This window comes from Rheinheimera pacifica (genome assembly GCF_900108485.1).
In the GTDB taxonomy this organism is placed as follows: Bacteria; Pseudomonadota; Gammaproteobacteria; order Enterobacterales; family Alteromonadaceae; genus Alishewanella; species Alishewanella pacifica.
Genome location: NZ_FNXF01000013.1, coordinates 124567 through 137710 on the forward strand (window position 1 = coordinate 124567; position 13144 = coordinate 137710).

Sequence of the window (13144 nt, forward strand, 5' to 3'; positions counted from 1 at the left end):
TTTTTGCTATGAGACGCTATTAAATACTAAAAGATGCACGCAGATACCAATAACGGCTACCCGGCATATCATAGGTTGATGGATCGTAGCCGTTCAGTGAGCATGATAAGCAAATAGGAGGCTCTTTGCCGAACAGGTTATTCACGCCAAAGCTCAATTGCATACCAGACAATATTGCATCTGTACTCCAGCTTACTTGTGCATCATGGTATGTAGTACTGCCAAGCCGGTTCTGGCCGGTAGACGGGTTGTTACGGCAAACCGCGAAACTGGCTGCATCGCCACAGCTTTCTTCTAAATCACTGGTGTAACGCATTGTCCAGCTGGCTTGCCAGGCCTCATGTTGCCAGTTAAGGGCCAGGTTACCGCTCCATTCTGGAATAGCCGTGTCATTAACTTCAATACCGACAGTTTTCGGCTGACGCTGGCCGTTGGCATCAAGTACAGTGTAATCTTCTACCAGGGTAGCTCTTAACCTGACATTAAATTGACCAAATGCAGTTTGGGGGAGTAGCCAGCCAATGTCGAAATCCAGGCCAGAGGTTTCTATACTGCCAATATTGGTCAGGACATTATTAAACTGGTCAATCGCCCCCAACTGATTGCGGCCTATGCCATTACAAAAGGTGTCAGACAGAGTTTGTACACACAAATTAAGTTGGGTTTGTGCATCCAGTGCCTGAATGGCACCTTTAAGTTCATGTTGATACCAACTGATACCAATGTCTAAACGTTCTGACCAGGCAGTTGCGCTGGCGTACTCAGGGCTGTATACGGTACCAAGGTTGTAACTGGTAGACGTTTCTGGTGCCAGTTCGCGATTGCCGCCGGTAACCACACTGATTTGCGGGTTAGGCTGCTGATAACTGGCCGGTACACCAAGGGCTGCACAGTTTGCTGCAAGGGCTGGGATTGGCGCTGAGCACGGATCAGACAATACAGCGTCAAAACCACTGGCTGAACCGAATAGCTCGCCGATATTAGGCGCACGGAAGCCCTCAGACCAACTGCCGCGGAACAGCAGTTCGTCTTGCATCAGCCAGCGAAAACCTACTTTGCTGGTCGTTTCACTACCAAAAGTGGAGTAGTCAGAGTAGCGGCTGGCCAGGCTGAGATCTAACTGTTTTGCCAACGGCAGATCGGCCAGCAAAGGTACGTTAAGTTCAATAAAGAGTTCGTTAACGTTAAGTGAGCCAGAAGTCGGCGATGACTCCACACCGTTGTATTCACCCGCTACCGTAAGGGCATCCGGCGTGTATTCACCAGTGTATTTGCGGTATTCCCAGCCTGATGCAAAGCTAAGTGCTCCGGCGGGTAACTCCATAATGTCCCCGGTAATGTTGGCTGAATACAAACTAAGTTTGTTTTCGCTGGTATCGCGAACAACAGGTTGAATATAACCGAGCATATCGGTCGTGATACTGCCAACACCAAAGATATTTAACGGCACACAAGCAGGATCAGCCTGACAGCTTGCCAAAGGCCCCAGTGCGGTAGCAATGCGCCTTGCATTATAACTGCCGAAGTTATCTTGCTTGGCCCGGTTAGTGCTATATGCTGCGTTGACGTCCCAGTAATAAAGATTGCCGGCTAATTCAAGCTGACCTTCGATGCCCGAGGCAATATAGAAGGTGTCTACGTTCTGCTCAAAGCGTCTGGCTCCACCTTCAATTGGGCGTTTGCCGGCCAGTATCAGGTTGGGGTCGTCGCCTGATGCTACCAGGTCAAAACCAAATGGGTTGTATGGATTGTCAGCGGCAATGGTCAGATTATCCATCCAGTAGTTGCTGGGCGAGAAGGTGCCAATAAACATAGGCTCAGGGGCTGCCTGATTCACGCTGCTGCGCTGATTGTATAAGGCGCGTAGGTACCAGTTGGTATCAGGTGTAAATTCATAGCGTTGCTGTGCGTAAAGTGACACTCTTTTGTTCGGTGTTTGCAACAGGTTATAACTGGAATAGTTAAAACGGTCAGCTGTGGTAAAACAGTGAAAGTCATCGGTACGGTCACAGCTATCGCCGAGGGTTGGATCGTAATTCGGGCTGGTAATGCCGGCGTTTGGCACTAAATCTAATGAGGCGCCGGTATTGGGATCATTGATAATAAAACGGCCGCCTGGAATAGCTGAACTGCCAAAAGCCAGGCCGGTGCCCGGTACCGGCAGGCTGGACTGTGCTCTGGTATCAGCCGCAACAGACTTTTGTTCGTTGTAGCTGGCTGCCATAAAATAGCTGTGTTTGTCACTTTCGCCGCCAAAGCTCAGTTCAAATGTGCTGGTATCACCGTCGCCTTTGCTAAATTGGCCAAAGCTGGTGCTAACAGTTGCACCGACCGCAGAGCGGCGGGTAATAATATTAACCACGCCTGCTATGGCATCTGAACCATAAATTGATGAGGCCCCGTCTTCCAGCACCTCAATGCGCTCAACAATAGCCAGAGGAATGGTATTTAAGTCCACCACGCCGCCTACGCCAGAGGCAGAGCTTTCATTTACCCAGCGAATACCGTCAACCAATACCAGAACACGCTTAGCCCCTAAGTGTCGTAAATCTACTGTAGTGGCGCCGGCGCCAACCCCACCACCATCCGGCGGAAAGCCGAAGTTGCCGCTGGAGTTGAATTTAGTGTTTAGCGCTGAACCTGATGCGGTAATATTTTGAATAATATCGCCAATTGAAGATAGACCTGAACGGTCAATGGCATCGCGATCCAGAATTTGCACAGGGCTGCGGCCTTCAAGCTCAGTTTGCTTAATCCGGCTACCTGTTATCTCTATGCGTTCAACACTTTTATCGGTTGTGGTGTCTTGAGCTTGAGTCGCTGTTGGTGCAAAGGTGATAGCACCAAGCACACTCAGGTATATCGTTGAATAGGAGCGCATGCAGTATTCCTTATTGTTATTTTCACAAATTACTGCTGACAACATGGCTGGCACTGCTTTTTCGCCAGCCAACAGGCAGGTTCAGAACTCACTATATGATAAGTTCAGAGAAAATCTTAGCTAAGAGTGTTTATTTTGTAAAAAAAGTTTCATTAAGGTTCTTATTGTGTTTATTTTGGGGTTTTAGCATTGTGTGGGTTACGGGGCTGGCAGAACTGCAGAGAGGCAACAAATCGGTGGTTAAGTTATAAATTTCACAAATAAAACAACGCCCTCAGGCGCTGCTTTACTTAAGTTTAAACCAGCTACAGATCGGTAGTTCTTCTGGCTTAATCAGGCAGATACATTACTGTCGGTGTGCTTTTCATACAGGGTGTTGATGAGTTCATCTTCGTAAGCGAAGCGCTCTTCCAGTGCTTGCCCCAGCTCAGACAGCTCGCGGTCAAAAGCTGCGCTGTGTTTGGTACTTAAATGGTCGGCATAAAGATCATTAAAATTTAAGGCTAAATCGGTTGATACCGCAATCTTCGGATACAGGCTGTCTGCCAGTTTACGGCTGTCAGTGCCGTTTACCGCACATTCTGACACTATACGTTCATACACTTCGAAATGTCCGGCGGATAAATAGTCCACCATCAACTGGCAAAATTCCTGCACCGCTGCTTGCGTAGGTAAAGTGGTGCGTTTGTTGTCAAAAGGCGGCAATGCGGCCAGTTTACAATAACTGACAATAAGTTGTTGGCGCTCGTCCAGCCAGTTGTCTATGGCGGTAAGCGAACCACCCCATTTTTGTCGCGCGGTCTGCACACGGGTGTACATTGCCTTCTCCTTCAATGCAGCGTTTGCTGCAGTTAACTCTAATTAAATGAATTTCGCACGAAAGATCAACCGTTTTTTTATTGGTCAGCCCAGTGAACGGCATTATGATAGCGCGAACTACAGGGTACAGCAGAGAGCCACTTATGATCAAACACAGTATCAGCTTAACGCCAAATCAGCACGGACTCTGGTTTGTCGTGAACCGGGGTCGTATCTGGGTCAATGCCGCGCGTCAGATCCCGCAGGGCATGCTAAGTGCATTAACCTTGTCAGCTGAGCCTGAGCAGATATGCCGGCTGGGTGAGCTGGCAGGGCAAGATGCCTATCTGCTGGTGAACCATGACCATATTGCTGATGAAAATGATTGGGTGTCGCCAAGAGACTTACTAAGCGAAGGTGAACAAATATTCTATCTGGCCGCCAGAGCGGTACAGGTTGCTTTATTTCTACAGACCCACCGCTTTTGTGGCCAGTGTGGCAGTGCCATGAGCCTGGTCAGTTGGGAGCTGGCGGCACTGTGTAACAAGTGTGGCCATCGCTGCTACCCCCGCATCGCGCCTTGTGTGTTAGTCGGCATTATAAAAGACAAACAAATCCTGCTGGCGCGTTCCAGCCGGCACCGTAAAGGCTTTTTTTCTATTCTGGCAGGTTTTGTTGAATCCGCAGAAACATTGGAACAGGCGGCGGCACGTGAGGTAAAAGAGGAGGTTGGCGTAGAGATCACCAATTTACGTTATGTTGGCAGCCAGCCATGGCCGTTTCCGCATTCATTAATGGCAGGGTTTATTGCTGACTATGCCGGCGGCGATATTGTCTGCCAGCCACAGGAAATAGAGGAAGCGCACTGGTTTGATTTAGCTTCGCTGCCAGAGGTGCCGCCAAGACAAACGCTATCAGGGCAAATTATTCACCAGCTACAGCAAATAGCAGGCAAATAAAAAGTTTTCCGGAAAGATTTTTAACAATGCGGAGCGTTGGCCCGTAAGGGTTTGCGCCATGGATGGCAGCAAATAAAAAAGCCACATAAAGTGGCTTAACTAAATGGTTTGCATGGTCCCGTTTAAACGGGCTTCTTGCTTGTTATTCTTCACTAGCGCAGCAATGTTATAGCAGATCGATTTGTGGATGACAAGCACCTAGCATAAAAAACCTGAACCTAGCATTTACAGCGAAAACATAGTCGCTGCGGCTACAGAGTGTTAAAATGGCGCCAATCCTGTGAATGGCGGACAATATATGCAATTAAAAAATGATCGGTACCTCAGAGCTTTACTTAAACAACCGGTAGACAGAACGCCGGTTTGGATGATGCGACAAGCAGGGCGCTATCTACCTGAGTATCGTGCTACCAGAGCTCAGGCCGGTGACTTTATGTCACTGTGCAAAAACCCGGAGCTGGCATGTGAAGTTACGTTACAGCCGTTGCGTCGTTATGCATTGGATGCCGCAATTTTATTCAGTGATATTCTTACCATTCCTGATGCCATGGGCTTAGGGCTCTATTTTGGCGAAGGCGAAGGCCCTAAATTTCAGCGGCCAGTACGTGACTTTGTTGATATTGCCAATCTGCCTATTCCGGATCCGGAGCAGGAATTGCGTTATGTGATGGATGCGGTACGCACTATCCGCCGCGAGCTGAATGGCAGTGTGCCGTTAATTGGCTTTTCCGGTAGCCCCTGGACATTAGCAACTTATATGGTTGAAGGCGGCAGCAGCAAAACCTTTGGTACGATCAAGAAAATGATGTTTTCCGAGCCGGAAGCACTGCATTTATTGCTGGATAAGCTGGCGCAAAGCGTGGTGTTGTATCTGAATGCGCAGATAGCGGCTGGTGCCCAGTCGGTGATGATTTTTGATACCTGGGGCGGCGTATTAACACCGCGTGATTATCAGGAATTTTCACTGGGCTATATGCAGCAAATAGTGAACGGTTTAACCCGTGAAGCAGACGGCCGCAAAGTGCCGGTAACGCTGTTTACCAAAAATGGTGGCTTGTGGCTGGAAGCTATCGCTAATACCGGCTGCGATGCTTTGGGGCTGGATTGGACTATCAATATTGGTGATGCAAAAGCCCGTGTTGGCGATAAAGTTGCGCTGCAAGGCAATATGGACCCGTCAATTTTGTTAGGCTCACCAGAGCGCATCCGGCAGGAAGTACAAATGATACTGGATGGTTTTGGTCAGGGAACCGGCCATGTGTTTAATCTGGGCCATGGTATTACGCCTGATGTAGACCCTGAACGCGTCAGCGTTTTTATTGATGCTGTGCATGCATTTAGCCGCACTTATCATATGAATACTGATTTGACTGAATGAGCCGGATAACCCCCGGTGTTAAACCGGGGGTTGAGTTTAAACTGTTAAAAATCGTTAGTTTGTGCTGGTGGCGACAGTCTGGTAATCGGCGAGTAAATCTTCAAAGTTTTCAAAGGTCCAGTTACGCCGCTTTGCTTCCTCTATTGCTTGTTTGAGCATTGACTCGCCACGGCTTTGCTGGCCAAGCTCAATAAAGGCAATACCCAGAATCGATAACAGATTTGGGTTGCTGGCATCTGCTGCGCGGCCTTGTTCTGCCAGCCTGATCGCTTTTTGTGGATCCCGCAACGTCGGGTCGTCTGACATCGCCAGCAAAGAAGCATATTCTGTTACTGCTGGCATGTACTGTTGTAATGCTGCCCCTTCCAGATAACCGGCCGCTTTACGTGGATTATAATTCACGTTATTGCTGTCCAGCAGCGCCTGAGCCAATAAATAAGCAGCTTTGGCATCGCCGCCATCAGCAGAAATAGCCAGCCAGTTCAAAGCCTTATTTGGGTCTTTATCGCAGCCATTACCGGTAATTAAGCATTGCGCCAGACGATGCTGCGCAGGCTGGTAACCATTAATGGCAGCTTGCAGATACCAGTTAACAGGTGAGGGATCGGTAACAATATTATTTTCTGCCAGCACTGCGTACAGGTACTGATATTTAGCCGATTCAGCTTTAGCTGCCGCCAGAATAGCATCGGTATACTCCTGGCTGTCGCGCTGAAATTTGCGGGCTTGCGTCCCTGCAGCGTTTTTTATCCTGAAGGTATGCGACTGTAGTTCCATTCGTACAGGGGCGCCGTATAAATCTTTTGGCGGTTCAAATCTCCAGCTTTTAATGGCATCCAGCACGTACTCATTAATACCATCAATAGGGAAACTGGCAGCAATATTGGCATTTTCTACTGTGCCATCTTCCGTCACGTCATAGTGCACAACTGCCCATGCAGCAACACCAGCGCGTTCGAAATAAGACGGATATTTGGGCTCTGGCTGGTGTACCGCTTTTAATCTGCTACTGGTGTTTACATAGCGGTTGGCACTTGGGTACAGGCTAGCCGACAAAGCGTGTTTACCATACTGGTTGTTCAGTGTGTTATACACTTCTTTTCCGGCCAAGCGTGAAGGAAGTTTGGTGCGTAGCTCTAGGTATTGTTTATCTGCTAACGGGTGTTTACCGTCACGGGCAATTAATGTCCAGGCGTAGGCTAGTTTTATATCTGCATCGACACCTAAACCTTCAGCATACATTCTCGATAACAGATACTGGGCCTCCAGGTGGCCCAGCTCTGCCAAAGCTTCAAGCTTTGGTTTGGCCTGCGTGTATTCTTGTTGCTCGAATAACGCTTTTGCTGTGGGGAAATCAGCATGTACCTGAAACGAAACCGCCAGCCACAACAATGCCAAACTATACCGAAGTTGCAGCATAAAACTTCCCCGTAAACTATCTGTTTAATTATTATGCAATTGAGTTTACAACGATTTATAAGGCAAAACAAAAATATATATAACTACGGTAATCAATATATTTTATAGTTAATTATCAAACATTTAATGCTAGAAAAGCCGGTTAAGGCCATTCAGTGCCGCTACCCGGTATGCTTCAGCCATAGTGGGGTAATTAAAGGTAGTATGCACAAAATACTCTAGTGTATTACCGCCATTTTTTTGCATCATAATTGCCTGGCCAATGTGTACAATTTCTGCCGCACGCTCACCAAAACAATGAATACCAAGTATCTCAAGCGTATCGCGGTGAAATAATAGTTTTAAACTGCCCACACTGGTATTGGCAATTTGCGCCCGGGCCAGATGCTTAAACTGGGCGCGGCCGACTTCATAAGGAATTTTTGCTGCAGTGAGTTCCTGTTCAGTTTTACCCACGGAGCTCATTTCCGGGATAGTATAAATACCTGCCGGAATATCGGCTATCAGATGGCCATCCAGATTACCTTTTACAATGGCTTCGCCGGCTAAGCGGCCTTGATCGTAAGCTGCGCTGGCTAAGCTGGGGTAGCCAATGACATCGCCAACGGCATAGATATTGTCTATGCTGGTCTGATATTGTTTATTTACTTTAACCAGGCCGCGGCTATCTGATTCAAGGCCTATTGCAGCTAAATTCAACATATCGGTGTTGCCGGTGCGGCCGTTGGCAAACAAAAAGCAGTCAGCTTTCATTTTTTTACCAGACTTAAGATGCAGTATTACACCGTCGTCTTTACCTTCAATACGGTCAAACTCTTCGCCGTGGCGAATGGTCATGCCGGAGTTCCAGAAATGGTAACTCAGTGAATCTGAAATCTCGGCATCCATAAACGACAGCAAACGGTCGCGGGTGTTTACCAGATCTACTCTTACACCTAAGCCACGGAAAATAGAGGCATATTCACAGCCGATAACACCGGCACCGTAGATAATAATATGCTTGGGATCGTGTTGTAGTGACAAGATAGTATCTGAGTCGTAGATCCTGTTGTGGTTGAAGTCGACATCTGCCGGCCGGTAAGGGCGCGAACCTGTGGCAATCACAATAGTTTTAGCACTGAGCTCAAAGCAACTGCCATCATCACTGCTGATACTCAGGTTGTGATTATCAATAAAGCGGGCTTCACCCTGATATATTTTTACCTGATTACGATCATAAAAACCGGTTCTAAGCCGCACTTGTTTACGGATCACGCCGGCGGCATGTTTTAAGATTTGCGAGAAAGTGAGTTTGGTATGCTGTTCGTCCAGCTGAAACAAAGGGTTCTCATTAAACTCAATTAAGCGGCTAACCGAGTGGCGTAATGCTTTTGACGGGATTGTGCCCCAATGGGTGCAGCCACCGCCGACAGAATTATAGCGTTCAATAGCGGCTACTTTAAGCCCGCTTTTGGCCAGATACATTGCTGCTCCCTCGCCGCCGGGCCCGGTTCCTATAACAATGGCATCAAAATCAAAGCTGGCTTTTTTCGGGGATGCTTTTTTCGCACTCACGCTGATAATCTCACTGATTTAACTAACTTAAGTTTGAGCATATCAGGTATCAGGCATAAAAAAAGAGACCGAAGTCTCTTTTTTCTGTCAGGCGACAGCGTTAACCAGCCGCTGCCAGTGCTGCTGTTGCTGTTGTAAATGGTGTTTAAACTCAAGGTATTTATGCTTGAAATCTACCGCCTGATACTGTGCAACCAGTTTGTCTTTGCGTTGCAGTAACAACTGTTTCTTAATGTGATAATAATCCTGCATTCTGGCAAGCAGCAGTTCGTATTCATGCTGCAGTAATTGCAGTAGTTGCTCTGCATTGGGTTTTTGCCGCACATTATCTTGTGCCCGTTTCAGCTGCATTTGTAACTTAGCTTGCTCGATGCGTTCTTCAGGAACGACGCGAAGGTTGCCAGTCAGCTTGACCCAGGAAGCGGTTTTAATAAACCATTTTGTTGGGTCAAATTGATACCATTTAATACCGTTACGATAATCATATTCAAAAATATGATGGAAGTTGTGATACCCCTCACCATAAGTAACAAAAGCGAGTATGCCGTTGTCGCGGGCAGAGTTTTTTTCTGTGTAAGGTTGTGAGCCCCACACATGCGCCAGTGAGTTAATAAAAAAGGTAAAATGATGGCTTAATACCAGGCGTAGTACACCGGCCAGTAATAACATGCCCAGAATGTTACCGCTGATAATACCCAATAATAATGGGATACCAAAGTTAGTTGCTATGGTCAGCCATAAGTAATTGCGGTGCTGCCACATTACAATCGGATTTTTCTGCAGATCACGCACATTGCTGTAGTCCGGTTTTTCTACATCTTCATAATCACGTAGCATCCAGCCAATATGGCTATACCAGAAACCACGGCCGGCAGAATAGGGGTCTTTATCATTGTCATCGACATGACGGTGATGCACACGGTGGTCGGCCGACCAGTGCAATGCACTGTTTTGCAGAGCAAAAGCGCCGCCAATTGCGTAAATCCACTGTAATATGGGATGCGCATCATAAGTTTTGTGCGCCCATAACCGGTGATAGCCGGCGGTAATGGACATGCCGCAATAGCCTAAGCATATAATAGTGGCAATAATCTCAAACCAGCCAAAACCGATAGTTAAGGCATACCAGGGTACACCGATGGCTGCAATCAGGGTTGTGATGGAAAACAGCAGAACGTTAGTCCAGATAAGGGGCGCTTTTTTCATAAATTCCACTTTAGCTTACAACTGTTCGCTCATTCTACTGGTCACAACCCCCGGGTCAAGGTATAAAATAGCGCTTTTCGGTGAATAAAGGAATATCTGTGTCCAGAGCAGAGCAGAAAGAGCGCACCCGCCGCGCTATTATAAATGCCGCTTTTTCTCAACTGAGCGCCGACAAAAGCTTTGCCAGCTTAAGCTTACGTGAAGTAGCGCGTGAAGCGGGTATAGCGCCTACATCATTTTATCGTCACTTTGCTGATATGGATGAACTAGGCCTTACATTGGTAGACGAAGCCGGTTTAATGCTGCGCCAATTAATGCGCCAGGCACGGCAGCGTATTGAGAAAAACGGCAGCGTTATTCGTACCTCTATTGAAACTTTTATGGAGTTCGTTACCGGTAACAGTAACGTATTTCGTTTATTGCTGCGCGAGCGCTCAGGTACCTCTGCGGCGTTCAGGGGGGCTGTAGCCCGCGAGATCCAGCACTTTGTTGCTGAACTAGCCGAATATTTGCGTAAGGAAACCACCTGCCCGGACGAATTAGCCAGGGCGCAGGCTGAAGCCATGGTGATATTGGTGTTTCATGCCGGCGCCGACGCACTGGATGCGCCACCAGAGCAGTATAGCTATTTAACCAGCCGCACTATTACCCAGCTACGTTGGCTCACCCATGGTGCCGCAGGTTCAGGTCGTAAAGCAAAAAGCTGATGTGTAGCAGGTTTTATCAGCTCTGACGTTTACGCAGCCAGACACCGCTTTCAATATGGTGGGTGTAAGGGAACTGATCAAATACAGCCAGTTGTACGATATCGTGTGTTTTAGTCAGAGTTTGTAAGTTTTGTGCCAGGGTTTGCGGGTTGCAGGAGATATAAATAATATCATTAAAGCGACTCACAAGCTGTTCGGTGCCACTGTCCAGCCCGGCACGCGGCGGGTCTACCAGCACGGTATTCAGCTGCATATCTGTTAAATCCAACAGCTTTAGTTTAGTGCCTTGCTGCAGGGCGGCTGCTACATCCTCAGCGGGCATTTGCAGCACCTGTAAGTTATCTACTTTATTTAATGCTACATTATATTGCGCCGATTTGATCGAGGTACGGGAGATTTCAGTTGCTACCACCTGATTAAAGCAAGGGGCCAGAGCAATAGAGAAGTTACCGTTGCCGCAATACAGTTCCAGTAAATCTCCTGAAAGTTGCTGAGCGATCTTTTTCGCCCAGCTCAGCATATGCCGGTTTACTACACCATTAGGCTGAGTAAAGCTGCCTTCTACCTGCTGATACTGCAATTTTTGTCCATCTAACTCAAACTGCTCAGTCACGTAGTCGGTGCTTACCATCAGTTTCTGCTTACGTGAACGGCCAATAAACTTCACGTTATATTGTCCGACCAGCTTATCTGTCAGTTGCTTAGCTTGTTCCAGCCAGCTGTTGGTTAACGGACGCTTATAAATAAGAGAAACCAGCAGCTCACCAGACAGGGTGGCTAAATAATCAACTTGATATAATTTATAGCGTAGCTCATGGTTAAACTGAATATTTGCCAGCAGTACCGGCATAAAATCGGCAATAGTGCGGCAGGCTACCGGAAAATGGTCAATACGCACCTTATCGCGTGTTTGCGAGTCAAACATAGCATGATAAATGTCATCACCGTTGTGCCAAATCCTAAACTCCGCCCGTAAACGGTAATGATCGGGTTCAGAGCGGAAGATTTCTGCTGCCGGGGCATTAAAATCTGACAGCTGCTGCTGCACAGAGGCCACCTTTTCTTCAAGTTGCTGTGAATACTGCTCGGGGAAAACCTGACCTACGCTCATTTATCGCTCTGCTTAACCAAAACGGCTATTTTAAGACACAGAACAGTTTGAGCCAACCACGAATATTCGCAGAGGTAGTAATTAGCCAAAAAAAGGGAAGCCAATGCTTCCCTTGTATAAATCTTAACGCTTACTCTTCCGCGTCGTCAGCATCCTGACGCTCTTTAGCTTCGCGTACTTTTAATGTGCGCTCCTGAAAATTAAAGTCATTTAACTTCTGGATCATTTTATCGCCGTCTTTAGCCGCAACCTCCACGAAACCAAAACCACGACGACGACCAGTTTGCCGGTCTTTCATCAGCCGCACATTAACGACAACACCAAAACGCTGGAATAACTCTTTCACGGCATCCTCGTTAGCACGATACGGCAGGTTACCTACATATAAAGTAGTCGTATCACCTTTATAGTCAGTTTTCGCCAAAGGTGCTGCCGAGGGAAGCGTGCCAGCACGGCCTTTTACATCTATTAACACCGGCACCAGTATGCCAGCTAACAAAACACCTATCACCACGAAAATTTCCTGAGCAAACTCCAGCACAGGAAGAAAGGCAAAGCCAAGATAAGCCAACACTGCTAATGCCAGTGTATAAGGCAAAGAAGCACGTAAAGTGGGTAACATAATAATATCCTAAGCACTTAGTTCTATTTATCGGAATGCTTTAATAAGATAAAGCAGCCTTATCTTAGCGGTTAGGTAATAAACCGCAACCATAAACAACAGCTTGTTTGCATTCAATTTGTATCTAAAATATGCAAAAAGCCCATTTAATAAGCAAACAGTAGGTTAAACCTCATTTTTCCTAAATAACCGCTTGCAGGTATTCTAAAAGGCCCTATAATGCGCGCCATGCCACGGGGTGCTGCAGTTTGGGTGTCTCAGGTGAGTTAAGACGGTTCGCAAAAATCTTTCAAAAAGACGCTTGACAGGCCCGCTTAAATCACTAAAATGGCGCCCTCGCTTCACGGTGGTGTTTAACGCGGTGAAATGAGTAAAGAAGTCTGGTGTGACGATGAGTTTTTAAATGAAGAATCATCGTCACGCTTGACTTAAAAACTGGGAAGTGTAACATACGCCTCCCGCTTTGAGAGTTCAAAGCACGCTCTTTAACAATTCGCAATCAATCATCT

At 47.2% G+C, this 13144-nt stretch carries 10 protein-coding genes; 3 read left to right on the forward strand and 7 right to left on the reverse strand.

Going from position 1 to position 13144, the window contains the following annotated elements:
* Positions 1-19: 19 nt before the first annotated feature.
* Positions 20-2881, reverse strand: a complete 2862-nt coding sequence (locus BLW68_RS21585) for a TonB-dependent receptor domain-containing protein (RefSeq protein ID WP_177172263.1) — start codon at positions 2879-2881, stop codon at positions 20-22.
* A 333-nt stretch (positions 2882-3214) separates the two neighbouring features.
* Positions 3215-3700: a sigma D regulator gene (gene rsd, locus BLW68_RS15620; RefSeq protein WP_092795382.1), complete on the reverse strand. Its 486-nt coding sequence runs from the start codon at positions 3698-3700 to the stop codon at positions 3215-3217.
* 143 nt (positions 3701-3843) lie between these two features.
* Here rsd and nudC point away from each other — a divergent pair, with 143 nt between their 5' ends.
* Positions 3844-4638, forward strand: a complete 795-nt coding sequence (gene nudC, locus BLW68_RS15625) for an NAD(+) diphosphatase (protein ID WP_092795384.1) — start codon at positions 3844-3846, stop codon at positions 4636-4638.
* Positions 4639-4936: 298 nt separating this feature from the next.
* Positions 4937-6016, forward strand: coding sequence for a uroporphyrinogen decarboxylase (hemE, locus tag BLW68_RS15630; RefSeq protein ID WP_092795386.1), 1080 nt, complete (start codon positions 4937-4939; stop codon positions 6014-6016).
* A 54-nt stretch (positions 6017-6070) separates the two neighbouring features.
* On the opposite strand, the gene BLW68_RS15635 is transcribed toward hemE, so the two are convergent.
* The 3 genes from BLW68_RS15635 to BLW68_RS15645 form a co-directional block, all read right to left on the reverse strand.
* A complete protein-coding gene (locus BLW68_RS15635; RefSeq protein WP_092795388.1) occupies positions 6071-7435 on the reverse strand; it encodes a TonB family protein in 1365 nt (454 codons plus the stop codon).
* 129 nt (positions 7436-7564) lie between these two features.
* Positions 7565-8989, reverse strand: a complete 1425-nt coding sequence (gene sthA, locus BLW68_RS15640; protein WP_092795390.1) for a Si-specific NAD(P)(+) transhydrogenase — start codon at positions 8987-8989, stop codon at positions 7565-7567.
* 87 nt (positions 8990-9076) lie between these two features.
* Positions 9077-10195 carry an acyl-CoA desaturase gene (locus tag BLW68_RS15645; protein WP_092795392.1) on the reverse strand — a complete coding sequence of 373 codons (1119 nt, stop codon included), beginning with the start codon at positions 10193-10195 and terminating at the stop codon, positions 9077-9079.
* 98 nt (positions 10196-10293) lie between these two features.
* Between BLW68_RS15645 and fabR the strand changes: the two genes are divergently transcribed.
* Positions 10294-10902, forward strand: a complete 609-nt coding sequence (gene fabR, locus BLW68_RS15650) for an HTH-type transcriptional repressor FabR (RefSeq protein ID WP_092795394.1) — start codon at positions 10294-10296, stop codon at positions 10900-10902.
* 16 nt (positions 10903-10918) lie between these two features.
* Here fabR and trmA read toward each other — a convergent pair whose 3' ends face one another.
* Together trmA and BLW68_RS15660 are read right to left on the reverse strand one after the other, a co-directional pair.
* On the reverse strand, positions 10919-12013 hold the full coding sequence (trmA, locus tag BLW68_RS15655) for a tRNA (uridine(54)-C5)-methyltransferase TrmA (protein ID WP_092795396.1): 1095 nt from the start codon (positions 12011-12013) through the stop codon (positions 10919-10921).
* A gap of 130 nt (positions 12014-12143) precedes the next feature.
* Positions 12144-12635: an RNA recognition motif domain-containing protein gene (locus tag BLW68_RS15660; protein ID WP_092795398.1), complete on the reverse strand. Its 492-nt coding sequence runs from the start codon at positions 12633-12635 to the stop codon at positions 12144-12146.
* Positions 12636-13144 lie beyond the last annotated feature (509 nt).